This window comes from Asanoa sp. NPDC049475, assembly GCF_040676915.1.
Classification (GTDB): domain Bacteria; phylum Actinomycetota; class Actinomycetes; order Mycobacteriales; family Micromonosporaceae; genus Asanoa.
In genome coordinates, this window is sequence record NZ_JBFAPY010000011.1 from 189,280 (window position 1) to 213,162 (window position 23,883).

Below are 23,883 nucleotides of genomic sequence, written 5' to 3' on the forward strand. Positions count from 1 at the left end.
CGTCGGTCCGTCCACAGGCGAAGGCGGTGTCCGGTGAGTGCGATCTTCGGTGAGACCCTGCGGTTCCAGCAGCGAGACGGCGACGACGTCGCGCTGGTCGTGCTGGGTGACGAGATGTACGCGCGGTACGAGACCCCGGACGGATACACCGCCGTCTACGACCACGCGGCCGGCGCCTACTGCTACGCCGACCTCGACTCCGGCAGCTTCGCCTCGACCGGCCGGCGGGTGGACGCCGGGCCGCCGCCGACCGGCGTCCAGCGGCACCTGCACGAGGCGGCCGCCGTTCGTAACGGTCGGGTAAAGGCCCGGCACGAGGCCATGGTGCCGCCGGGGGAGGTGGCCGGCGGCCGCGAGAAGTTCCTGACCTTCGGCCCGAGCGGCGGTCTGCTGCCCGGCCGGCGCCTTAGCTCCGGCACCGTGACCGGTTTGACCATTCTGGTGGACTTTCCGGACACGCCGGCCGCGGTGGGCACGTCCGAGGTCGACGGCCTGCTCAACGGGACCGGCTACACGGGCGGCGGCAACGCGGGGTCGGTGCGGGGCTACTTCCAGACCATGTCGACCGGTCGGCTCGACTTCGGCAACGTGGTCGTCGGCCCGTACCGGATGAGCCGTCCCCGCCTCGCCTACGCCAACACCGACGGGCTGCTGGTCCCGGAGGCGATCCAGCTCGCCGTCGACGCCGGGGTCGACCTGTCCCGCTTCGACTCGTGCGGTGAGGGGATCGTCGACTCGCTGTGCATCATGTACGCGGGCCAGACCGAATACAAAGGCGACCTGTGGCCGCACAACTTCGTGCACCGCAAGGAATACAACGGTGTGCGCACCGAGCTCTACATCGTCACCAGCGCCGGGCGGCGCGCCGAGGACCTGAGCATCGGCACGTTCTGCCACGAGGCCGGGCACATGCTCTGCCGCTTCCCGGACCTCTACGACTACGGGCTGGCCGAGCGCGAGGGCGACGACTTCAAGAGCGCGGGCGTCGGCATGTACTGCGTGATGGGCGCCGGCAACCACCTCGACCGGGGCAAGACGCCGGCGCCGATCAGCGCGTACCTGCGGCACCTGGTCGGCTGGACGGGCAACGAGGTCGACCTCAACGCGGGCGGCCGGTTCGATGCCAGGCAGGGTGACTACGACACCGTCATGCGCTACCGGACCGACCTCGAGAACGAGTACTTCCTGGTCGAGAACCGGTCAAGGGCCGGCTTCGACCTGCACCTGCCGTCGAGCGGGCTGGCCGTCTACCACTGCGACATCCGCGGCTCCAACGAGTTCCAGCAGGGCACCCGCGAGCAGCACTACCAGTGCGCGGTGCTCCAGGCCGACGGCCACCTGGACCTGGAGGCCAACGCCAACCAGGGCGACGGCGGCGACCTGTTCGGCCGGGTCGAGGGCACGGCGGTCTCGCACTCCACCCGCCCGGCCACCCGGCGCTGGGACGGCAGCGAGTCGGGCCTGACGATCTCGGACGTGAGCGCGCCGGGCGAGGTGATCTCGTTCCTGGTCGGCGAGGTCGGTGACGCCGGCGCCACGGTGGTCGGCAAGAGCGAGCCGCGGGCGGCCATCCCCGACGGCGATGCCAACGGCGTGGCCGACACGATCACCTTCGACTCGCCGGGCACCGTGCGGTCGATGACCTTCGAGGCCGACATCACCCACCCGTTCGCGGGTGACCTGCGGATCGTGCTGCTCTCGCCGACCGGCCGGCGGGCGGTGCTGCACGACCGGGTGCGCACCGGGCGCAACCTGCACGTCGAGCTCGACACCGAGCCGCCGTCCGCACTGGCCCCGATGGTCGGGCAGCCGGTTGCCGGGCCATGGTTGCTCCGCGTGACCGACTTTTCACAGGACGACGCGGGCACGCTGGACCGCTGGCGGATCGAGATCACCGTCGGGACGTAAGGCCTTAGTCCATATTTGCCAGGAACTTCATAGCCGGTCCTCATCTTTCCCCCAGCGGGATGACGCAGAGTGCTCCGAGTCCCCTAACGGCTTGGAGAGAAACTCATGCGACGACCGAAGAAGATCGCGCTGGTCGGTGCCGGTGCTGCCGGTCTGCTGGCGGTCGGGATCAGCGTCCCGGCCTTCGCGGCGGCCAACGACAGCCCGTCACCGGCGCCGTCCACGTCTTCGTCGGCCCCGGCTCACAAGGACTCGGGCAAGGACTGGCAGGACAAGGCGAAGCAGGCACGTGCGGACCGGCAGGAGAAGCTGGCCGCGGCCCTGGCCAAGGAGCTCGGCATCGACCAGAAGAAGGTCGCGGACGCCCTGACCAAGGTGCAGAAGGACCTCGCGGCCGACGCCAAGTCGGAGCACGCCGACCAGCTGAAGGATAGGCTCGCGAAGGCGGTCAAGGACGGCAAGCTGACCCAGGCCCAGGCCGACGCGATCATCGCGGCCGCCGAGAAGGGCGTGTTCCCCGGCGGCGGTGCCGGTGGCTGGGGCGGCGGGCACGGCTTCCGCGGCGGCCCGGGCGGCCACGACTGGAAGTAGATCTCAGGTAACACCCCTGCCCTTGGGCGCCGAACCCGCGCGCGACCTGTGCCAACCCCCCGACACTGGTCTGCGTGCGGGTTCGGTGGTTGGTGGCGGCGATCGCGGTGCTGGCCGTCGCGAGCTACCTGGACAACGTCGCGCTGCCCTCCGCGTACCCCTGGATCTCGGTGGTCTGGGTCCTCGTGCTCCTGGTGCTGGCCCGGGCGGCGGGGCTGACAGCCGCTGACCTCGGTCTGGCCCGCTCGACCTGGCGGCGCGGTCTGCGGTGGGCCTTCGTCGCGGCCGGCCTCGTGCTGGTGGTCTACCTGTTGGCGCTGGTCCTGCCGGCGGGGCGCGACGCCTTCCTCGACCAGCGCGCGCGACTCGGTCCCGGGGGCGCGCTCTTCGCGGCCTTCGTGAGCGTGCCGGTGGGCACGGTGCTGCTCGAGGAGGTCGCCTTCCGCGGCGTGGTCTGGGGGATGGTCGCGCGGCTGCGCGGACCGGTGTGGGCTACTGGGGTTTCGTCCGTTTTGTTCGGACTGTGGCACGTGCTGCCGTCGCTCCGGCTCGGGCGAGCCAACGAGCTGGTCGGTTCCGTGTACGGGTCGGCGGCAGGCGTCGCCCTGACCACCTCGGCGGTGCTGGCCACGGTGCTCGCCGGACTCGTCCTCGCGGCGCTGCGCCGGCGGTCCGGGAGCCTCCTGGCGCCGATCGGCCTGCACTGGGCCACGAACGCCCTCGGGTACCTGATCGGCGCGGCGATCTGGACCGTTTCCGGTTAATTCAGTTTCACATTTGGTACGAAGAAGGTGTGGGCGATCGCCTGGTGCGCTGGGGGCTCCCACGAGCCGCCAATGCCGTGCCCCTGCTGATGGAGTTCATCGTCGTCACCGTGGCGACGGTGCTGTCCATCCGGCTCGCCCTGTTCATCACCGGCTATCCCCAGCTCGGTGGCAACGGCCTGCACATCGCGCACGTCCTCTGGGGCGGCCTCGCGATGGCGGTCGGCGTCATGGGGCTCCTGTCGTTCAACGGGCGGGTGATCAGGCCCATCGGGGCCTTCCTGGCCGGGGTCGGCTTCGGCCTCTTCATCGACGAGGTCGGCAAGTTCCTGACCAGCGACAACGACTACTTCTTCACCCCGAGCATCGCGATCATGTACGTGGTGATCGTGTTGCTGGTCCTGACGATCCACGCCGTGCACGGGCGGCGGCCACTGAGCCCGCGCGAGCTGTACGCGGCCGCGCTGACCTCCGCCGCGGCCGGAGTCACCAACGGGATGACGGACCACTCACGGCAGATGGCGCTCCGCCGCATCAACGCCGCCGGAGACCTGCCGGGGGCCACGGCCGCGGCGGCCCTGGTGCAGCAGATCCCGACGGGGCGCGACGAGAAGTACGACGTGAGCCAGATGGGCTCGCGCGTGGCCAGCCGGATCGCCAAGGCGTTGCGTACCCGGCCCGCGATGATCACGACCATCGTGCTCCTGCTGATCCAGGCCGTGTCGACGCTCGGCATCGCGCTGCTGATCCTGTCGACGTTCCTCGCGCGGGAGGCCGGCGCCAACGCCGTGCTGGTGTTCGACGACCCAGTGCCGACCGCGATCGGCGGCGCGAGCTCGATCGTCGCGGCCGCCTGCGTGGTGTACGGCCTGGTGCGCCTGCGGCAGGGGCGACGGGTGACCGGTTTCCGGTGGATGCAGCGCGCGGTCCTGATCGACCTGCTGCTGACCCGGGTGTTCGAGTTCGCCACGTACCAGTTCGCGGCCATCCCGGCCCTGGCGGTCGACCTGCTGCTGCTGGCGGCGCTGGAGTTCGCGATCCGGGACGCCGTCCGGAACGAGGCCGCCGTCGACGACGCCACGGCAGAGGCCGAGGAGGCCGGGCACTGGACGCCTTCGCCGGCGCGCACCGCCGCGACGGCTGGCGCGGGGGCCGGGCTCGGTGCGGCCACGGGGCCAGCTCCGACCCGCTCGTGGTCCGTTGGCGACTCTCCGGCGTTGGCCGGCGCCGCGTCGCTCGACGCCGGGCAGGGTGTTCCCTCAGGTCTCGACGATCTCGGGCCGGGTGTCTACCCCGGGCCGGTCTCCGCGTCGTCCGGACCGGCGCCCGGGTACGCCATGCCGATCGCGGCTCCCTCGCCGGTCGGTCCGCCGTCCGGGGTCGTGGCCGAGCCGTCGCCGGCGGGCCAACCGCTGCCGCCCGAACCGCCCGCCCTCGGTGGGCCGGCGTCGCCGCCGATGGTGGTGCCGGGCGTGCCCGCGGTGGGTGGGCCGGGTCCGTACTTCGCGTCCCTTCCGGTCGCGTCGGCCTCGGCCGGGTCCGGTGGGTATGCGCTCGGCGGGGCTCGGGCGTTCGCCGACGCGGGCGGATCGCCAGGACCTGCCGCGCCGCCGCACGTGCCCGGGGGCTGCCACTCGCACGGCGGCGTGATCGGGGGAGCGACGGCGGCCGGTTGCGGTGCGTTCGCGGGCGGGCTGGTGGCGGGAGTGTCGACCCGGTCCGCCGCGGCGGAGGACGCCGGGGAGATCGTCGGCGAGGTGCTGGACGACTCACGCTCCGGCGACCACGAGGTCGTACCCGCGTTCGAGGCTCCCCGTCCGGAGCCTCGTGCCGAGCGCCGCCCGGGCCTGCTCGACGACGAGGCCGGGCGGTCGCCGCGGAGCGTCGGTGGGCAGCCGCCGCCGGCCACCTGGGTCGGCAGCCGGCGCGCCAACTCGGGCGAGAAGCGCTATGCGGGCGGCCGCCGTACGCCCGAATCCACTGTGGAAGATTCGCCGAAGGTGACCCCGCCTCCCTTGTCGTAAAGGTTTTTCGCGTTATCCTGCGCGCCAAACGCCTCGGACGTAACGTGAGCCCATGGCGGTTATCGGCATTGACATCGGCGGCTCCGGCATCAAGGGCGCGCTGGTCGACATGAGGCGTGGCGAGCTGACCGGTGAACGCTTCCGGGTCGACACGCCGCAGCCTTCCAACGTGAAGAGCGTCGTCGCGGCGGTCGGCGAGGTGGTCCGCCACTTCAAGACCCGGCCCCAGCGCGTCGGCATCACCTTTCCCGGCGTGATCCAGAACGGTGTCGTCCGCACCGCGGCCAACGTCGACAAGTCGTGGATGAACACCGAGGGGGCGAAGCTCTTCTCGCAGGAGCTGCATCTGCCGGTCGCGCTCGTCAACGACGCCGACGCCGCCGGCATGGCGGAGATGGAGTTCGGTGCGGGCAAGGGCCGCAAGGGCAAGGTCGTGATGCTGACCTTCGGCACCGGCATCGGCAGCGCCGTCTTCATCGACGGCATGCTGGTCCCCAACACCGAGTTCGGCCACATCAAGATGCACGGAGTCGACGCGGAGAAGCGCGCGGCAGCCCGGGTGCGCACCGACGAGGATCTTGGTTGGGGTGCCTGGTCGAAGCGGGTCCGCAAGTACCTCCAGCATCTCGAGCAACTGCTCAGCCCCGACCTGTTCATCGTCGGTGGCGGGGTGAGCCGCAAGTCCGACAACTTCCTGGACCGGCTCGACATCGAGACCGAGGTCGTGCCCGCGATGCTGCTCAACAACGCCGGCATCATCGGCGCGGTGCTCGCGTCGCCGCAGGCCGCCGACGGCCGCATGCTGAACGGGGCCGGTGGCGCCCGCAAGACGGCTTCGGCCGGGGGTGCGCGTAAGGCGTCCACCGCGCGGAAGGCCGCTGCCGGGCCTGGTGGGGCTCGTAAGGCGACCAAGTCGGCCACGCCGCGCAAGGCGACGAAGTCCTCGACGGCGCGCAAGGCTTCGACGGCTCGTAAGTCCACGACGGCGGGCACGTCGACGACTGCTCGTAAGTCGACGACGGCGGGCACGTCGACGACCGCCCGGAAGTCCACGACGGCCCGGAAGTCTTCGACGGCGCGGAAGTCCACGGCGGGTCGGAAGGCTACGACGGCGCGGAAGTCGACGACGGCGAGCAAGGCTGCGACGCCGAGCAGGTCGACGGCGGCGAAGTCGACGACGGCGCGTAAGTCGACGACCGCGCGTAAGTCTGCGACGGCGAGCAAGGCTGCTACGCCTAGCAAGTCGACGGCGGCTAGGTCGACGGCGGCCAAGTCGACCGCGGCCAAGTCGGCGTCGGCGCGGAAGTCGACAGGTCGCAAGGCCACGACGGCGCGGAAGTCGACGGCGGGCCGGAAGGCTACGACCGCACGGAAGGCGACGACCGCGCGCAGGGCGCCCGCCACGCGCAAGTCGACGACGGCCCGGAAGGCCACCGCGCCCCGCAAGGCGTCGACGGGTCCGGCTCGCCGGTCCGGGAGTGCGCGCAAGGCCAGCACGGCTCGCGCCGGCGCCGCTCGCAAGTCGAGCACGGCGCGCAAGTCGACGGGCCGCAAGTCCACATCGGCGGCGCGTCGGTCCACCTCGGCGGCGCGGAAGACGACGAGCGCGGCGCGGAAGACGACGAGCGCGGCGCGGAAGGCCAGTTCGACCGCGCGGGCGACCAGCCGGGTGCGTAAGGCCGCACCGCGCGGGTCGCGGTCCAGCCGGTAGCTGCTCTGGTGGCGCCGGGGTGCGGTTCGACCGACACCCCGGCGCTCCACCATGTGCGGCACGGTCGTCCGGATCGGAATGCGGACGGGTCACGTCCTGAATCGATGGGACGGGCGACCGGCACGGAGCGGCGGACGCGGACCGCGTAACCTGCCGATAACGGAGGTCGTACCCGGGGCGCCGTGGCGCCGGACGGGCTATACCCTTGCTAGGTGGCAACGATTGACGACGCCTCCGTCACCTTGACGGTCAGCCGGGATGACCGGCCGGACGTGGTGGTGTTGCGGCTGGCCGGGGAGCTCGACCTGAGCACCGCCCCGCACCTCAGCGAGCGCATCGACGAGGTGATCGGCGACGGGCGTACCCACCTGGTCATCGATCTTCATGAGGTGACTTTCTGTGACTCGACCGGAATGTCGGCCTTCATCCGTGGCCACCACCTCAGTTCGGCGGCGGGCGGCTACCTGCGCCTGACGGGCGCGCGGGGAGTCGTCGCCCGCGTACTCAAGATCAGTGGTTTGGACACCCTGCTGAGCGACGACACCTGACGCTCCAGACGACACGCCCGAGCACGGGCCAATGTGGATTTAATTCCGCAAAACGCCCCGAAACGAGGTAATGCCTCGGGAGGATGGCCGGGAGGGGAAACGACTGGCTGCTTGGGGGCGAGCTAATGGACTTCTCCATCGTCGAATCCGGCTACGACCGCGAAGAGGTCGAAAGTTGCCTCTTGGACCTGGGCGAGCAGCTCGCGAGCGCGACCGCGCAAGCTGAGAGCGCCGCCAGCATGCGGGTCGAGCTCGGAATGGTCCGGGCGGAAGCCGAGCGCCTGCACGAGATGCTGCGGGCGCGGCCTGCGGTCTACCGCAACACGCACCGGGTGCAGCAGATGGTCGCCCTGGCCGAGGAAGAGGCCGCCGACATCGTCGCGGAGGCCCGCGAGGTGCTGGCCAAGGCACGCGAGGACGCACAACGCATCCGCGCGGAGGCCTACAACGACGCGGTAAAGGCCCGCCGCGACTTCGAGCTCGCCCTGGCCGCCCGCCGCCGCCGCGAAGAAGCAGCGGACGCCGTCCTCTCCACGATCTCCTTCGACCCGGCACCGGTCGGTGCTGCTGCTGCTCCTGCCTCCGTCGTGAGCTCGACCGCTGGTGGCGCCCCCGCCAGCGGTAAGGCCGCGAAGGGCAGCCGATCGACCGGCTCGGCCACGGTGACGAAGGGCGCCGCCGGCGCCGCCGCCGCAGGCGCCGCGGGTTCTGGTGCCGCAGGTGCGGGCGCTGCCGCCTCGGGTGCGGCCGGTGCGGGCGCTGCTGCCGCGAGCGCGGCCAGTCCAGGTAGTGCGGGCGCACGGGGTGCGAGCGCGGCTGGCGTGGCCGGTGCGGGTGCCGCGGGCGCGGGCGGTGCTGCCGCGGGCGCAATCGGTGCGAATCCCGCGGGCGCGGCTGGTGGGTCTGCGGCGGTAGCGGGCGGTCCGCAGCGCAACGACGGTGGCCGCCACCATGACTCGAGCCAGGCCGGGGTGAAGGGCAACTCCGCTGCGAGCAGGCACGACGCGGCACAGACCGGGCGTCCGTCCCCGACGCCGGTCAACGGTGAGATGGCCCCCGTACTCGACGCCGCCCCCGTCACCGGCTCCTCCGAACCAGCGTCGAAGCCTGGCAAGGGCGGCCTGTTCGGCAAGAACGGCCTCCTGGGCAAGGGCCGAACCAAGGGCGCGTCGACCAAGAAGGCTAAGTCGGACGGCCAGGCCGCGAAAAGCCCGACCGACGCCGGCCCGACGTCCCCCGGCGACCGCCCGAAGGCCACGGGCCGGGCCGGCGTTCCCGACAGCGCGAAAGCCACCCCCAGCTCTGGGAATGCACCGGCTTCCGGATCGGCGGCATCGAACGGGGACGCCGGCCTTGGTCCGGCGAAGACACCCGCGTCCCCAAGCGGGCAGACAGGCTCCAACGCTCCCGCCGGCCCTGCTTCGGCGAAGACCCCGGCGGGCTCGAGCGCGAACGGCTCCGAGTCGGGGAAGACCCGGGCGACCGATTCTGCGGCCGCCAACGGCCCGGCGACTGCGAACGGCACAGCTCCGGCGACCCCGGGCGCGACCAAGGTACCGGCGACATCGAGCGGGGAGGCCGGTCCTCCCGGAACCGCGCCTGCCGCCGCTCCCTCGGCTGCCGGCGGACAGCCGGGCGCGCGCGGCAATGGGTCTGCCGCCGCTGCCGGTCGTGGCGTCGAGAGTTCTCCGGTTGGCTCGGCTGCGGGTGCTGGGAGCCGCAGTGGGTCCGCGCCTACTGCCGGTCCTGGCGCGGCGAAGGCTCCGCAGGCCGGTGCGGCTGGCTCGCCTTCCCAAGCTGGCGTGAGCGGCTCTGCTCCTGCTACCGGACCCGGCCCAGCCACGACCGCAGCGGCTGGCCCGGTCGGGGCGGTGGGGGGTCGCAGCCGCAACGGATCTGGTCCTGCTGCCGCTTCAGGCGCGGGAAAGGCTCCAGCGGCTGGTTCGGCCTCGAAGGGAAACGGCGGCGCTCCCGTCGCCAGTCCTGGAGCGGCCAAGGCGCCGGCGGCGTCGACCAGGCAGCCCGGCTCGAGCGGGAACGGCACCACCCCCGTGGTCAATCCGGCGTCTGGAAAGGCGCCGGCGGCTGGGGCGGCGTCGAGCCGGCAGCCCAGCTCGAACGGAAACGGCGCCCAGCCTGCGGGCGGCCCCGCGGCCGGGTCGGCTGCGGCGACGGCCAGTGGGCAGGCGGGTTCGAACGGCTACGTCGGCCAGCCTTCCTCCAGTTCTCCGGGCGGCAACGGTGCCAGCAGCGGCGCGGGTCGTGCGGCCGGTCAGGGCGCCGCTGGTCAGCCTGCGGCGGCCGGCGGGGGGAGTGCGGCGGGGGGCTCGGCAGGTAGTGCCGGCTCGGCCTCCCAGGCTGGCCCTGGTCGGGCCGGCGTGGGCGGTGCCGGTCGGGCGCCGGCTGGCAACGGTGGTGGGCGGGCCGCTACCTCGGGGCGTCCGGCCAACGGCGACCGGCGCAACGGTGGTGGTCGGTCCGCGCAGGGCGGTGGGCGGCCGTCCGGGAACGGTGGGCGCCAGAGTGGCTCGGCGGCCAGCGGGCAGGGTGCCGCGGGCAACGGCGGGGCCGGCAAGCCGGCCGGTGGTGGGTCCGACTCCGGGAAGTCGGCGGAGAGCGCGGACAACAGCCCCTCTGGCCATACCGGCGCCCCACGGGCCTCGGAGCGACCGGCAGGAGACGGCAAGCGACCGGGAAGTTCAACAAGCGACGGCGTCGCTGGTAGGGCCGATGATCGGGTCGGGCCGGCGGGGCTCTCCGCACGGGCTGACGTCGGTGACAACGGGCTGGGGCCAGAAGGGGGATCGCTGCCCAGGCTGCGGTCCGGAGCGCCGGACGCTGAGGCGGGGGCCGCGGGCGGCCCTCGGGCCAGCGCGGTGGGGGAGCCCAAGGCGCCGCGGTCGGCCGTACCCGGGGATGAGTCTGATGCCCCTCCTGAGGGCGCGCACAAGTCGGAGAGCGGCGATGCCGCGGACGGCGACGACACGCAGGGCAAGGGCAAAGGCAAGTGGCCTCGGCTCCGTGGGCGGCGGACGTCCGTCATTCGCTGAGACGGAACGACCCGGGCGGCCCTGCGGCCACCCGGGTCGTCTGCCCGTACCACGGATCAGGTCAGGGCCAGCACCACCGCGGTGGCGTTGGCCTCGTGCTGGGCGTACGCGTCGGGGAACGCGGACACCTGCACCGCCTGGGCGGCGCCGGCGATGGACATGTTCTGCCAGCCGTACACCTGCTGAAGCGCGGCGAAGAACTTCGACGCCGAGATCGACGGCGTCATGAGCTCCTGGACCGTGCCCCATCCGGTGCTGGTGCGCTGCTGGAACAGCCCGACCGAGTCGTGGTCGTAGCCGGTGCCCTCGTTCGGGTAGTTCAGCGACTCCGGCAGCCCGGTGTTGGCCAGGTTCAGGAGCCGGCTCTCCTGCATCGAGGTCGCGATCGCGACGATCAGACCCCGTTGCGGGATGCCCATGCTGACGCCGGTCTTGACGATCGTCGCAGCGTTGTTCATCTGCGCCTGCGTCAGGCCGGCCACCGGCGCGACAACGGTCGGCTTCGGCTTGGGCGTGGCGGCCTTGGTGGTCGTCGTCGCCCTCTTGGTCGTGCGGGGGGTTGGCTTGCGGGTGGTGGTGGTCTTGGTCGGGGCCGGGGGTGCGGGGGTGGTGGCCGTCGACGTGGGGTTTGGGCTGGGGGATGTGGGGGTGAGGGCTTCGCGGGCGCTCGACCGGGAGGCGCGTTCCTGCGCTTCGGTCAGATTGCGCTCCGCCGCGGCCTGCGCCGCCGCCTGCTCCGCCGCGGCCACCGAGGTGATGGCCCGAGCGGGCTGGTTCGCGTCGCGGGTTTCGACCGCGGCCGCGAGGCCGAGGCAGCACGCGAGCCCGGCTACGAGGCCGATGCGCGCGGCGGGAGTCTTGAACACGGGTTGAAGCCGGTTACGCAGCTTGGTCAGCTCATTCGACTCGACCTCTCGTCTGTGGCGCCCGGTTGACTGTTCGCCTGGGGCGACCTCAACCGAACGGCTAGTCGGGTGTATTCCGTCATGTCGATGTTTTCCGATTTCCTTGCGCGGCACCCGGAGAGGTTAGACGGGGCTCGCACCAGTTTGACCAGGCACTTTTGTGGCCTGCACCACACTTGCTTGCTCTCCACCTAGTCAGGTGGGACGACGGTGGGAGGGCTCGGGCCGGCAAGGTGCCATACCGTCTTGTCCGTTTAGTACATACACACGCGGACAAGCCGGGCAGTTCGGAAGCGTCCACCCGCAATCGGGGCCGAAGCGGCTGCCTCGGCCGAATGGGGGAGTAGCGGACGCCGTCGGTACGAGCCTTGGGTCGGGCCGTCGTATGGTCGTCGCCCGTTGGCTGCTCGACGTTCACTCCCGGACGCGGTTGGGCGCTGGGCTTCTTTGTCTCTAGTGACCGATGAGCCTGTTTGGTGGTGCTTCGCTCGATCTCGTGTGGGTATTCGGCGTCGCTTGGTTGCCGCTTTCCTGGCGGTGGCGGCCCGCTGACGGGGCGGTCCTCCGGGGCTGGTCGGCGCGCGATCTTAAGTGGAGCCTCGTGTCCGTCAGGGCTGAATGCCGGAAACCGGCAGTTTGCCCGCGAATTTCTGGTGTCCTGTGGCTACCGGTGACCGGCGGGGGTTGGTGGCGATGAGGCGCGGTTGGTGCGGCGCGGGGGTGTCGCTCGTTCGGCGAAGCGCGGGTCTCTGCTCGCTGTCTCGCCGGCGCGTCGTGCTCGGCGCGCCGGTGGTGCTGTTGTTCGTGCTGGCCGGCGCCGCACCGGCGGCCGCGGATGCGACCGTGTTCGCGCCCAACGCGGTCCCGGGCCGCACGACGGTGATCGACGTGTGGTGCGGCGCCCGTGCGACCTCGGCGAGCGTCAACGTGGTGCCGTTCGGCGGGCCGCCGGAGCTGCCGTTGAAGCCCCACCCGGCCGGCGGCCCAGGCGCCTTCCGCGTCTCCTACCTGGTCCCGGCCGACGCCACCCCGGGCCGTTACGACCTGCTCGCCGAGTGCAACGACGGGCTGGCCGGCGACGCGACGCTGGTAGTCGGACTTCCGGCCGCATCGAACGAGAGCGAACCCGGAAGCAGCCGCACCGTCCTGCCTTTGCTGGCCTCGTTCGCGATCGTGGCCACGGTGGTGGGCGGCGGCCTCGCGCTCGTGCGCCGATTCGGTCCCCGCTCGCGCCTACGCACCTGACGCGAGCCGCGTGAAGGCGCCACGTGCGGGACCGCCCCTCGAGGATGGCCGGTTCGACGGCGTGTTCTGGGTGGCCCGCGTCCCTATTGGCGGTCGTCGACGAGGACGATCCAGTCGTCGTCCTCCTTTTCTGCCGTGGTGCCGGACGGCCAGACGTGGTTTTGGTCGGCGGCGGCTCTGACGTGGTCGATGTTCGGTCGGCGGCGCATCGTCGTGCCGGCGAAGCTCGCGCGGGCGTGGAACTCGGCTCGGCCCAGGTTCACGGCGCCTTGGAACACGGCGTTCTCGAAGTAGGCGTCGCCTTCGAAGGCCGTCCAGCGGAAGAACGCCATGTCTTCGAACGTCGCGGTGCGGAAGCCCGCGTAGGCGGCGAACGTGCCGCGCTCGATCGAAAATCCACTGTGGAAGATGGCGTTGCGGAAGGAGGCCGTGTCGGTGAAGGTGGCGCGGTCGAGGGTGACCGTCTTGTCGAACACCGCCTCGGTGAACGAGGCTGAGGCGAAGCGGGCGCGCTTGGCGGATAGCTCTCCGCCGAAATGGGCGCGGTCGAAGGTGGCCTCGGCGCTGAAGACCGCGTCGTCCATAACGAGCTCGCCGGTCGTGGTGAGCCCGTCGAAGGTGGCTTTCTCGAAGCTGGCTCGGGTCAGCGTCAATCGACCCTCGGCACGGGCGCCGGTCAGGCGGGTGGTGCCGGTGAGTTGGGCGCCCGTGAAGTCGGCGTCGACGAGCGTGCAGCCGCTCGCGTCGAAGTCGACCAGCCTGGTGCCGGCCAGGTCGAGGCGGATCTCCGGCCAGTAGCTGTCGGCCAGATCCGCGTGCAGGTGACGGGTCAGCAATCGCTGGGCGCTGCGGCGTACCTCGTCTTCATGGGTTGTGGCGCCGTCCTCGTCGTCTTCTAGCTCGTCGCTCATGCGTAGGTAGGCGCAGACCACGGCGACCACCGTCTGGCGCTGGCCGGCGTTGTCCTGAGCCAGCCGTTCCAGCGCGTAGAGGCCACCTAGCCGCACCGCCGCCTTGTCGCTGCCCAGCAGGTCGACGGCCTTGGTGAACAGGTCGGTCACGCGACGCTGCGTCGCGTCGTGTTCCGCGATGCGGGTCTGCTCCTCCTGATGCCGCTGGGTGGTCGTGGCGACCTGCTCGGCGTGCGCCTGGATGCGTTCGCGGTGCGAATGGTCGCGGGTGGTGACGAACTCCTGGTGGCGTTGGGCTCGCTCGCTCAGCCACTGCCGGCGTGCGGCCAGCAGCAGGGCCAGCCCGCCGCCGGTGCCTGCCACCACCGTGAGGCCGGTGCGGATCGCGTCGACGCGGAGCGTGGCGCGGGTGTCGACGGCGGTGGCGCGGTCGGCCTCGCCCAGTAGCCAGTCGAGGACCAACCAGCCCAGGGTGATGGCCAGGAGTACGCCGACGAGCACGTACCACCACGGCATCACGCGAAGGTCGTCGGTGCGCTTGGGTTCTGCCACGGCGGAAAGCATGCCACCGATCGGTCAAGCGGGCGGGTCGGCCTGTGGATAACTCTCGCTTGTGGATAACGGAATCTCGCGGCGTGTGAGGACTACCGTTACCGCCACCTGAATCGCGAACACCACCGCGATCACCTGGACGGTGGCCGGCACGAGCGGTGCGATCAGGATCAGCACGACGCCGACCGGCGGCGTCAGGAGAAGGAGGCCACGCTCATGCGGCACATAGTGCAGCACCCACACGGACAACGTGTAGATCGCGACCGGGATCGCCACCGCATACCCAGCGGCGGTGTCCGAGATATGCGCCTCACCGGTGTGGTGGATGACGTTCACCGCGAGGCCGGCGCCGACCGCGGCGGCTGACGAGAAGATCAGGTAGTGGCCGTAGCTCCACACGAAGGCCCACTTGGGCTGCGGTCGGGTCTCGCGGTCGAAGTAGATCCACCACATCCCGAACACGATGACGATGCCGGCCGCCGCGAGCCAGATCAGGTCCGCGTCGGCGCCGCTGCCGAGACCGCTCTCGAACGCCAGCGATGCGGCCAGCACGGCTTCACCCAGCACGATCAGGGTGAACAGGCCGTACCGTTCGGCGATGTGGCCGGGGTGCCAGGCGGTCATGCCCGTCCGCTCGGCCCACATCGGGATCAACAGCTCGGCGATGACGAGCCCAAGGAAGGTCCAGTACGCGGCGGTGCCGCTCGCGAGCAGCAGCAGCCACCAGCCGATCTGCACGACGACGGTGCCGACGGCATAGCGGGTGGACGCCTTTCGATGCGTCGGGTCCGAGATGGCGGCGCGGATCCACTGGCCGACGTTGGCGAACCGCATCACCGAATAGCCGACGATGACGACCAGGAAGTCCTGGCTCTCGAAGGCGCGCGGGACACCGGCGGCGATGATCAGCGCGCCAACGATCGCTACCAGCACGCTCAGGCGATAGATGTCGTCGTCGGTGTCGTAAGCCGAGGAGAACCAGGTGAAGTTCATCCAGGCCCACCAGATGGCGAAGAAGACCATGGCATATGAGCGGAGGCCATGACCGAAGTGATGCTCGGCGACGTCGTGCTCGAGCAGCGTGGCCGCCTGGGCGACGGCCACCACGAAGCACAGGTCGAAGAACAGCTCCAACGGCGTCGACGCACGATGGGCCTCGGTCGAGGACCGGGACCGCATGGGCCTGTACCAGGTGCGGCGTGGTGCAGTCGTCACGCAGGCACCTTTTCACAGGGTACGGAGAAAGGGGGTGGTGTCACGGGTGCGGCGAGTCGGGGTGGCGCGCCCCAGCAGGTCGCGGCCGAAGCGGGGGGCGCGGGGCCAGGCGGCGACCGCACGTCCCTCAGGACTTCGCGCCTGTGGTGGTGAGGATGAGGTCGGCTACCAGGTCTGGGTCGTCGCTCATCGGGACGTGTCCGCAGCCCACGAGCTCGACATGCCGCGCGTCCGGTAGGTCGCGACGGGCCACGGCCGACTGGCGGGGCCGCAGGATCAGGTCCCGGGTGCCCCAGGCGACGGTGATCGGCACAGTCGGGCGACCGGTAAAGGCGTACCCGCGGCTGGCCCGCGCCACCGCCCGGAAAGCTGGCCCGTCCCGCAGGGCTGCGGTGTCGGCCAGGGCGCGTTCGAGGGTGATCCGGCCCGGCCGAGACAGCAGCATGCCGAACGCGGCGGCGCGCAGGCGAGGGGAGCGGAGCACGGTGCGTACGAGCGGAGTAGGGAGGTGCGAGATCAGGCGAAGGGAGGTGAGCACCGCGACCGCATAGCGGAGCTGCCCAGCGCTCGCGAAGCCCGCGGGCGACAGGGCCGTGGCCGACGCGACGTGACCGGCGGCGGCGAGCTCCAAGGCGAGCGCGCCGCCCAAGCTGTTGCCGGCCACGTGCGGGCGCGGGTCGCCAGGCGACGTCGCTCCGAGGCCGAGGGAGGTGAAGAAGGAGGTCAGGGACGATACGAGGGCGGGCATTCCGGCGGGTCCGGACGTGGACGCCGGCGACCGGCCGAAGCCGGGCAGGTCGACCGCGATCACGTCGTGGTGTTCGGCCAGGCGGTCGAGCACCGGTTCCCAGGCGCGCCAGTGGTGGCCGATGCCGTGCAGCAGGACCAGCGGCGGCCCCGCACCACGTCGCTCGTGGACGAGGTGGACGCCGGTCATCGGGACTGCGGCGCGGTGTTGCGGCCGTAGCCCCGGCCGAGGGCGGCCAGTTGGTCTTCGAGCTCGGGTACGGACGTGGCGGCGGCGCGGCGGCCGACCCAGCTTCCGAAGGCGCCGTTGGCGACCGAGCGGAAGGCCGAGGCCACCGCGACCGAACGGGGCACGTAGACCCGGCGCCGGCGGTGGGCGACCGCGTCCACGAACGCGGCAGCGCAACGCTCGACTGGCACGCTGCGACCGAACGGTCCGGGCAGGCGCTCCAGGGCCGCGCGGAACGTGGGCAGGTCGTCCTTGACGTCGCGGACCATGTCGGTGTCGACCCAGCTCATGTGGGCCGTGCCAACGGCGACGCCGCGGTGGGCGAGCTCGAGGCGGATGGCGTTGCCGAAATGTTCGACGCCCGACTTCGCCGCGCAGTAGCCCGACATGCCGGGCAGCGCCGCGAAGGCGGCGGCTGACGAGACGAGGAGGTAGTACCCACGGCGGGCGGACACCGCCGCGACAGTGGCGCCGACCGTGCGTACGGTGCCGACGAGGTTCACCTCGATGGTGCGGACCAGCGCCTCCAGGTCACCGACCGCGATCGTGCCGCGGTTGGCGATGCCGGCGTTCGCTACGACGGTGTCGATGCCGCCGAACGCGTCGACGGTGCCCTGGACCGCGGTGTCGAGGGCGGCCTGGTCGGTCACGTCGGCCTCGAACCACCGCGCGGCGCCGCCCAGCGAGGCGGCCAGGTCGGCCAGGCGGTCGGGTTCCAGGCCGACGAGGGCTACGCGCGCACCGCGGGCGACGGCGAGCCGCGCCGTGTGCGCGCCGATCCCGCGCGCGGCACCCGTGATGAACAGGACGGTGTCCTTCATGCGATCGCCTCCGTCGAGGTCGGGTTCGGGTTCGGGGTCAGGGTCACGCGGCGGTACGCGGCCGGGGTGAAGCGGCGGGTACGCAGCCAGTACGACCAGGTGTGCCCCGGCCAGAGGGCGGAGACACGGCCGTTGCGGTCCTGGTACCAGCTGTGACACCCGCCCGAGTGCCACACCGTGCCCGTCATCCGGCGGTCGACGAAGTCGACGTAGCCCGCCTGCGCCGCCGGTGTCGGCTCCCACGCGCCGCCGCCCGCCGCGTCGATGTGGCTCAGCAGCCGCAGCAGGTGGTCCAGCTGGCATTCGATCATGAAGACCACCGAGGTGTGCCCAAGCCCCGTGTTCGGGCCGAGCAGGAGAAACAAGTTCGGGAAGCCGTTGACGCCCGAGCCCAGGTACGCCCGCATGCTGCCGTTCCACGTCTCCGCCAGCGTGCGGCCGTCGGCGCCACGAATGAGCGAGGCCAGCGGGGGATCGGTCACCTGGAATCCCGTACCGAAGATGATCGTGTCAGCGGGGTGAAAACCGCCGTCCGCGGTGACCAGACCCGCCGCCGTGACCGACGCGATGGGCGACGTCACCAACGTGACGTTCGGTCGGGTCAGTGCCGGATAGAAGTCGTCGGAGAGCAGGACCCGCTTGCAGCCCATCCGGTACGCGGGGGTCAGCGCCCGCCGCAGGTCGGGGTCCGCGATCGACGCCGCGAGATGGCGGCGGGCCGTCCGCTCGGCCAGGCGCATCATCGGCGGGTGCAGGAAGCCCAGCGCGGCCAGCTCGCGTCCCCAGTAGACGCCGGCCCGGGCCAGCCGTCGCAGCGCCGGGACCTGGGCGAACGCGCGCAGCTCCCGCGCGGAGAAGGCGCGGTCGCGGCGCGGCACCACCCACGGCGCCGTGCGCTGGAACAGGCTCAAACCGGCGACCGCCGGCGCGATCCGGGGCACGAACTGCACCGCCGACGCGCCCGTGCCGATCACCGCGACCCGCCGTCCGCGCAGGTCGAGGTCGTGATCCCACCGCGCGGAATGGAACGTCGCGCCGCCGAACGAGTCCAGGCCCGGAAGGGTCGGCACGACCGGCGCGGACAGCGGCCCACCGGCGGCCACCAGAAAATCCGCCGTGTACGAGCCCTGGGACGTGTCGATCACCCACCGCCCCGACTCCCACGCCGCCCCGAGCACCTCGTGGCCCAGCCGCAACCGCGGGCGCAGGTCCTGCGCGCACCGTCGCAGGTACTCCCAGATCTCGGGCTGGCCCGAGAAGCTCCGCGTCCACCCCGGGTTCGGCATGAACGACAATGAATACATGTGGGAGGGAACGTCGCAGGCGCAGCCCGGGTACGTGTTGTCGCGCCAGGTGCCGCCGACGTCCGTACCCCGGTCGAAGATCAGAAAATCTGTGTGCCCAGCCGCGCGCAGCCGCAGGCCGGCCGCGATGCCGCCGAAGCCGGCGCCGATGACGGCGATCCGACTGTGTCGGGGTTCTGCCGGCGTGGCGTCGCTGCCCATGATCGGCTCACCTCCACAAGCAGCCATCCGGAGGCGACACCCATGACCGCCCCGCGCACCGCGGCCGCCGTCCGCGCGAGCCTGGAGCTCGCCCTCGCCAACGCCGTTGCCGAGAAAGGCTACGCCGCCACCACGATCGCGGACATCGTGGCGAACGCGCGCGTCTCGAAACGAACCTTCTACGAGCACTTCACCGACAAGGAGGAGTGCCTGATGGCGTTGTACGGCGCCGCCTGCGCCCGGATCATGGCGGTGCTCCGGGCGACGGGCGACCCGGGTGAGCCCTGGCCCGTCCAGATCCGCGCCCTGACCGACGCCTACCTCGCCACCCTGGACGCGATGGTCAACCGGGCGATCGTGGTCGAGATGCAGGCCGCCGGCGTCCGTGCGTACCAGATGCGGCAGCGCATCCAGCGCGAGTTCGCGCAGACGCTGGTCGACGTCGTCGAGCGCGCGCGTGCGGTCAACCCCCGGATCACGCCGCTCACCTCCCCGATGGCGCTCGCGCTGTGCGGCGGCATCAACGAGCTCATGCTCGACGTCGTCGGGCCGAGCGGCGCACCCGGCGCCGACTTCGCCGGCCTGCGGGAGCCGGTGGTCGCCCTGTTCGCCGCGGTCGTCCCCGAGCGGCCGTCCGCATAGGACAGCGACGGGACAGCGATGAGACAGCAGCGCGACAGCAGGCTCACAGGTGGGACACAGGAAACCGCTAAACGGCGCACAGGGTACGCCCCCACGATGAGGGGCATGGTCACGATCGGTGATGGGCGACTGGCGGACTTCCGGCGGCTGGACGGAGCGCCGATCAGGGTGCTGGTCGTCGACGACGAGGCGACGCTGACCGATCTGCTCCAGCTGGCCCTGCGGTACGAGGGCTGGGAGGTGCGCGCCGCCGGCAACGGAGCGGACGCCGTGCAGGAGGCCCGTCAGTTCGAGCCCGACGTGGTCGTACTCGACGTGATGTTGCCGGATTTCGACGGGCTCGAGGTGATGCGACGGCTGCGGGTGAGCGCGCCCAACGTGCCCGTCCTGTTCCTCACCGCGCGCGACGCCGTCGAGGACCGGGTCGCGGGGCTGACCGCCGGCGGCGACGACTACGTGACCAAGCCGTTCAGCCTCGAAGAGGTCGTGGCGCGACTGCGGGCACTGATGCGCCGCGCCGGCGTCGGGGTCAGCTCCCGCGAGGAGGCCATGCTCACGGTCGGTGACCTCACCCTCGACGAGGACTCGCACGAGGTACGCCGAGCCGGTACCCTGATCGCACTGACCGCGACGGAGTTCGAGCTGCTCAGGTTTCTGATGCGCAACCCGCGGCGGGTGCTGAGCAAGGCGCAGATCCTCGACCGGGTGTGGAACTACGACTTCGGCGGGCAGGCAAATGTCGTGGAGCTCTACATCTCGTACCTCCGGAAGAAGATCGACGCCGGAAACGCACCGATGATCCACACGCTGCGCGGCGCGGGGTATGTCCTCAAGCCCGCCGACTGAGCCGCCGGAGGCGCTCTCCCCAGCGCCTCCGGCGCCTCGTGGGCGACGGCGCACCATGCGCGCGCGGCTGCTGCTCACGGTGGTCGCGCTGCTGGCGATCGTCCTGGTGACCACCGGCGCGATCACCACGGTCGCGCTGCGGCGGTCGCTGGTCGGGCAGGTCGACCGTCAGCTCGCCGCCAGCCAGTCCCGCGCGGGCCTCCCACCCACCGGCGAACGCCCCCGCGACGCACCACCCGACGACGGCCGGCCCGGCGGCGGGCAGCCAGGCGACGACCAGCCGGGCGGCGGGCAGTCCGGCGGCGACCAGCCGCGGGACACTCAGTCTGGCAGCGGCACGCAGAACGGCGGCCAGACCGAGAGCGCCGGCGGCAACGCCACGCCGAACGGCGGGACCCGGCCACCACGGCCGCCGCGCGGCGGTCCGCCTCCGCCGCCACCCCCGGACGCCTGGGTCGATGTGGGTCCGGCCATCAACGGTCAACCGCCGGACATCGTCGGCGCGCTCGTCCACAACGGCGAGGTCACCCTCTCCGGCCGCCGTGACCCGGACTCCCGGACCGGGATTCTCGAGATCGACCCGTCGGCGCACGCGGCCCTCGCCGGCATCCCCGCCGACGGCGTCGCACACACTCGCGACCTGGCCACCCTCGGCCCGTACCGGCTGACGGCGAGGGTCGACGACGGCTACACCATCGTGATCGGACTCCCGCTCGACCCGACCAACGACACCGTGCGCGACCTGCTGATCGTCGAGTCTCTGCTGGCGCTGGCCGCCCTGCTGCTCGCCGGCGGTGCGGGCGCGCTGATCGTGCGGCGGGAGCTACGCCCGCTGGAACGCGTCGCCGCCACGGCAGCCGAGGTGACCGCCCTGCCGCTGCACCAGGGCGAGGTCGCGCTCCCGATGCGCGTACCCGCCGAGGACACCGACCCCACCACCGAGGTCGGCCGGGTCGGAGCCGCGCTCAACCGGCTGCTCACCCACGTCAGCGACGCGCTCGCCGCGCGCCAGGCCAGTGAGACGCGGGTACGCCAGTTCGTCGCCGACGCCAGCCACGAGCTGCGTACGCCGCTGGCCGCCATCCGCGGCTATGCCGAGCTGACCCGCCGCAACCCGGGTCCGGTGCCGGACGACGTGGCGCACGCGATCCGCCGGGTCGAGTCGGAGAGCGCCCGGATGACCTCCCTCGTCGAGGACCTGCTGCTGCTGGCCCGCCTCGACGCCGGCCGGCCGCTCGCCGACGGCGCCGTCGACCTGACCGCGATGGTCGTGGACGCCGTCGGTGACGCGCACGTCGCCGGCCCGGGACACCACTGGCGGCTCGACCTGCCGACCGAGGCGATCGTGGTCGGGGGCGACGGCCTGCGACTGCACCAGGTGCTGGCCAACCTGCTCGCGAACGCGCGTACGCACACCCCGCCGGGCACGACGGTGGTCACCGGGCTGTCCAGCATCGACGGTGCGGCCGTGCTGACCGTCACCGACGACGGCCCCGGCATCCCCGCCGAGCTGCAGGGCGAGATCTTCGACCGCTTCGCGCGGGGCGACTCGTCGCGCTCCCGGGCCGCGGGCAGCACCGGGCTGGGTCTCGCGATCGTGTCCGCCGTCGTCGGAGCGCACCGCGGCGAGGTCACGGTGGTGAGCGAGCCAGGTCGGACGGCCTTCACCGTACGACTGCCGTTGTTCGAGGAGAGCGACGAAACAGACGAATAGCGCGAGAGGTCCAGTTTCCCGCAGGACAGCCGAGGGTACGGGCGACGAAGGACGGAAGGAGCGCCCGTGTCCCGAAGCCGAACCATGACAGCGGGGATCGCGCTCGGCCTGGTGATCGGCATCGCCCTCGGCTTCGGCGACAACGACGAAGCTCGGGACAGGGACGACTAGAACTGTCGTACCCCACTGCCATGCTCCAGGACATGAGCCCGCACGAGTCACGCGCACCCCGCACCGGCGGGGTGATCTGGCAACGCGTGGTCACCGCGACCAGACAGGCCCGCATCCTGCCCGACGGCTGCACCGACCTGATCTGGTCGAGCCGCACCGGCCTGACGATCGCCGGCCCCGACACCACCGCCGCCCTTGCCGACCTGACGGCCGGCGACCGCGTGGTCGGCCTACGCTTCCCGCCGGGCACCGGCCCGGCGGTCTTCGGCGTCCCGGCGGCGGAGTTGACCGACCAGCGGGTTCCGCTGGACGCGCTCTGGTCGGCCGCGACGGTCCGGCAGCTAGCCGAGGCAATGACACGACGCGCCGACGGCGACCTGTTGGACCGGGTCGCCGCGGCCCGGCTGACGACCGTCGGCGGCCCCGACCCGCGGGCCAGGGCGATCACCCACGCGCTGAGCGAAGGCCAGTCGGTCGCCCGCACCGCGGCGCACCTCGGGTTGACCGAGCGCCACCTGCACCGGGCCAGCCGGCACCTGTTCGGCTACGGCCCCAAGACCCTGGCCCGCATCCTGCGCATGCGCCGGGCACTGGTCCTGGTGCGACGAGGCATGCCGGCGGCCCAGGCGGCCGCCGAATCGGGCTACGCCGACCAACCACACCTATCCCGAGACGTCCGCGCCCTGGCCGGCGTCCCACTCAAGGAGCTACTCAGCTGAGGGACGGCGGAGGGCTTGGCGCTGCGCGCATTGACCTGGCGTGCGGGTCGGCGGGCCGGTCATCTGAGGGCTGGCGCTGCGCGCCATGACCCGGCGGGCTAGTCAGCGGAGAGCTTGGCGCTGCGCGCCTTGACCCGGCGTGCGGGTCGGCGGGCTGTTCAGCTGAGGGGCGCGAACAGGTCGACCGCGTTGCCGTCCGGGTCCGTCAGGGTCGCGTAGCGCTGGCCCCAGAACGCGTCGAACGGTTCGAGCTCTCCGGTGTGCCCGTCCTTGGTCATTCGGGCGTAGACCTCGTCGACCTCGGCCGGCGAGTCGCAGTGGAAGGCGAGTGCCATCCGGGCCGAGCCGGTCGGCGGCCGCCAGCCCGGGTGGAAGGAGCGGATCGTCTCCACCGTGTCGAAGGCGAGCCGCAGTCCGCCGGGCAACGAGACCTCGGTGTGCGGCGCGTCGTCGGCCTCCGGCGGGATCGACAGGCCCAGCGCGCGGTAGAACGCGAGCGATCGGGCCATATCGGCCACGACCAGCCCGAACAGGTCGATGCGAACAGTCATGCGCTCACCGTAGGTCGGCGCCGCGCGGCATGTCTTGAACGAATCGGCCCAGGCATGTCGGACAAAACATCTCAGACGGTACGCTGCGGACGCTGCGCGGATGCGATCTCAAGCGTAGGGTCGGGGCACGGCACATGACATTCAACCGTCAGGGTGGGAAACGGGTGACGTCAGCGCGATGACGCGGTGCCGGGGAGGACGGGGCAGTTAACACCGCAGGCTTGCGCCGACCGCGGGGGCGGTCGCGTGGGCGCGGGTGGCGAAAGAGGGAGGAGAGGGCGGGATGGAGTCGCATCTGGCCTATCTGGACGCGGGATCCGGCAGCCTGATCGTGCAGGCGCTGGTGGCCGGCACGGCCGGTGTGGTGGTGGCCGCGAAGCTGTACTGGCGGCGGGTGACCAGCGTGTTCCGCCGCAAGACGCCGGCCGAGGCACCGGTCGAGGCACCGGTCGAGACGCCAGCTGAAACACAGACCGCCACCCCGGCGGCGGCGACGGCCGACAAGGACTGAGCG

19 protein-coding genes are annotated in these 23,883 nt (G+C 71.8%); 12 read left to right on the top strand and 7 right to left on the bottom strand.

Annotation, left to right across the window (positions count from 1 at the left end):
• Window positions 1-33: 33 nt before the first annotated feature.
• The 6 genes from AB0J88_RS36140 to AB0J88_RS36165 all read left to right on the top strand — a co-directional run bounded on the left by AB0J88_RS36140 (window position 34) and on the right by AB0J88_RS36165 (window position 7,546).
• Window positions 34-1,908, top strand: a complete 1,875-nt coding sequence (locus tag AB0J88_RS36140; RefSeq protein WP_364354833.1) for a M6 family metalloprotease domain-containing protein — start codon at window positions 34-36, stop codon at window positions 1,906-1,908.
• 105 nt (window positions 1,909-2,013) lie between these two features.
• Window positions 2,014-2,499 (top strand): hypothetical protein, encoded by a 486-nt coding sequence (locus AB0J88_RS36145; RefSeq protein ID WP_364354830.1) that lies wholly within the window; start codon window positions 2,014-2,016, stop codon window positions 2,497-2,499.
• 74 nt (window positions 2,500-2,573) lie between these two features.
• Entirely contained in the window at window positions 2,574-3,263 is a 690-nt protein-coding gene (locus AB0J88_RS36150) for a CPBP family intramembrane glutamic endopeptidase (protein WP_364354827.1), read from the top strand.
• Window positions 3,264-3,292: 29 nt separating this feature from the next.
• Window positions 3,293-5,287 carry a hypothetical protein gene (locus AB0J88_RS36155; RefSeq protein ID WP_364354824.1) on the top strand — a complete coding sequence of 665 codons (1,995 nt, stop codon included), beginning with the start codon at window positions 3,293-3,295 and terminating at the stop codon, window positions 5,285-5,287.
• Between the two features lie 52 nt (window positions 5,288-5,339).
• Complete coding sequence (ppgK, locus tag AB0J88_RS36160) at window positions 5,340-6,998, top strand: polyphosphate--glucose phosphotransferase (protein ID WP_364354821.1); 1,659 nt, start codon at window positions 5,340-5,342, stop codon at window positions 6,996-6,998.
• Between the two features lie 212 nt (window positions 6,999-7,210).
• Window positions 7,211-7,546, top strand: a complete 336-nt coding sequence (locus tag AB0J88_RS36165) for an STAS domain-containing protein (protein ID WP_364354818.1) — start codon at window positions 7,211-7,213, stop codon at window positions 7,544-7,546.
• Between the two features lie 3,106 nt (window positions 7,547-10,652).
• On the opposite strand, the gene AB0J88_RS36170 is transcribed toward AB0J88_RS36165, so the two are convergent.
• Window positions 10,653-11,462, bottom strand: a complete 810-nt coding sequence (locus AB0J88_RS36170) for a hypothetical protein (protein ID WP_364354815.1) — start codon at window positions 11,460-11,462, stop codon at window positions 10,653-10,655.
• A 759-nt stretch (window positions 11,463-12,221) separates the two neighbouring features.
• Between AB0J88_RS36170 and AB0J88_RS36175 the strand changes: the two genes are divergently transcribed.
• Complete coding sequence (locus tag AB0J88_RS36175; RefSeq protein ID WP_364354812.1) at window positions 12,222-12,746, top strand: hypothetical protein; 525 nt, start codon at window positions 12,222-12,224, stop codon at window positions 12,744-12,746.
• Between the two features lie 83 nt (window positions 12,747-12,829).
• Here AB0J88_RS36175 and AB0J88_RS36180 read toward each other — a convergent pair whose 3' ends face one another.
• From AB0J88_RS36180 to AB0J88_RS36200, 5 genes are all read right to left on the bottom strand, one after another.
• Window positions 12,830-14,209, bottom strand: a complete 1,380-nt coding sequence (locus tag AB0J88_RS36180; protein ID WP_364354809.1) for a pentapeptide repeat-containing protein — start codon at window positions 14,207-14,209, stop codon at window positions 12,830-12,832.
• Between the two features lie 24 nt (window positions 14,210-14,233).
• Window positions 14,234-15,424, bottom strand: coding sequence for a low temperature requirement protein A (locus tag AB0J88_RS36185; RefSeq protein WP_364354806.1), 1,191 nt, complete (start codon window positions 15,422-15,424; stop codon window positions 14,234-14,236).
• A gap of 127 nt (window positions 15,425-15,551) precedes the next feature.
• The gene (locus tag AB0J88_RS36190) at window positions 15,552-16,361 is read right to left on the bottom strand and encodes an alpha/beta fold hydrolase (protein ID WP_364354803.1); all 810 of its coding nucleotides are present in this window, start codon (window positions 16,359-16,361) and stop codon (window positions 15,552-15,554) included.
• Window positions 16,358-17,221 carry an SDR family oxidoreductase gene (locus tag AB0J88_RS36195; protein WP_364354800.1) on the bottom strand — a complete coding sequence of 288 codons (864 nt, stop codon included), beginning with the start codon at window positions 17,219-17,221 and terminating at the stop codon, window positions 16,358-16,360. The genes AB0J88_RS36190 and AB0J88_RS36195 overlap by 4 nt, the downstream gene beginning before the upstream one ends.
• Window positions 17,218-18,726, bottom strand: coding sequence for an NAD(P)/FAD-dependent oxidoreductase (locus AB0J88_RS36200; protein WP_364354797.1), 1,509 nt, complete (start codon window positions 18,724-18,726; stop codon window positions 17,218-17,220). Before AB0J88_RS36200 ends, AB0J88_RS36195 begins: the two co-directional genes overlap by 4 nt.
• A 42-nt stretch (window positions 18,727-18,768) precedes the next feature.
• On the opposite strand from AB0J88_RS36200, the gene AB0J88_RS36205 reads away from it, so the two are divergent.
• The 4 genes from AB0J88_RS36205 (at window position 18,769) to AB0J88_RS36220 (ending at window position 22,818) form a co-directional block, all read left to right on the top strand.
• Window positions 18,769-19,368 carry a TetR/AcrR family transcriptional regulator gene (locus AB0J88_RS36205; protein WP_364354794.1) on the top strand — a complete coding sequence of 200 codons (600 nt, stop codon included), beginning with the start codon at window positions 18,769-18,771 and terminating at the stop codon, window positions 19,366-19,368.
• A 105-nt stretch (window positions 19,369-19,473) separates the two neighbouring features.
• Entirely contained in the window at window positions 19,474-20,214 is a 741-nt protein-coding gene (locus AB0J88_RS36210) for a response regulator transcription factor (RefSeq protein ID WP_364354791.1), read from the top strand.
• A gap of 55 nt (window positions 20,215-20,269) precedes the next feature.
• Window positions 20,270-21,928 carry an ATP-binding protein gene (locus AB0J88_RS36215; protein WP_364354788.1) on the top strand — a complete coding sequence of 553 codons (1,659 nt, stop codon included), beginning with the start codon at window positions 20,270-20,272 and terminating at the stop codon, window positions 21,926-21,928.
• 203 nt (window positions 21,929-22,131) lie between these two features.
• Entirely contained in the window at window positions 22,132-22,818 is a 687-nt protein-coding gene (locus AB0J88_RS36220) for a helix-turn-helix transcriptional regulator (protein ID WP_364354785.1), read from the top strand.
• Between the two features lie 158 nt (window positions 22,819-22,976).
• Here AB0J88_RS36220 and AB0J88_RS36225 read toward each other — a convergent pair whose 3' ends face one another.
• Complete coding sequence (locus AB0J88_RS36225; RefSeq protein WP_364354782.1) at window positions 22,977-23,369, bottom strand: VOC family protein; 393 nt, start codon at window positions 23,367-23,369, stop codon at window positions 22,977-22,979.
• A gap of 283 nt (window positions 23,370-23,652) precedes the next feature.
• Here AB0J88_RS36225 and AB0J88_RS36230 point away from each other — a divergent pair, with 283 nt between their 5' ends.
• Complete coding sequence (locus tag AB0J88_RS36230) at window positions 23,653-23,880, top strand: hypothetical protein (protein WP_364355349.1); 228 nt, start codon at window positions 23,653-23,655, stop codon at window positions 23,878-23,880.
• The last annotated feature ends 3 nt before the right edge of the window (window positions 23,881-23,883 follow it).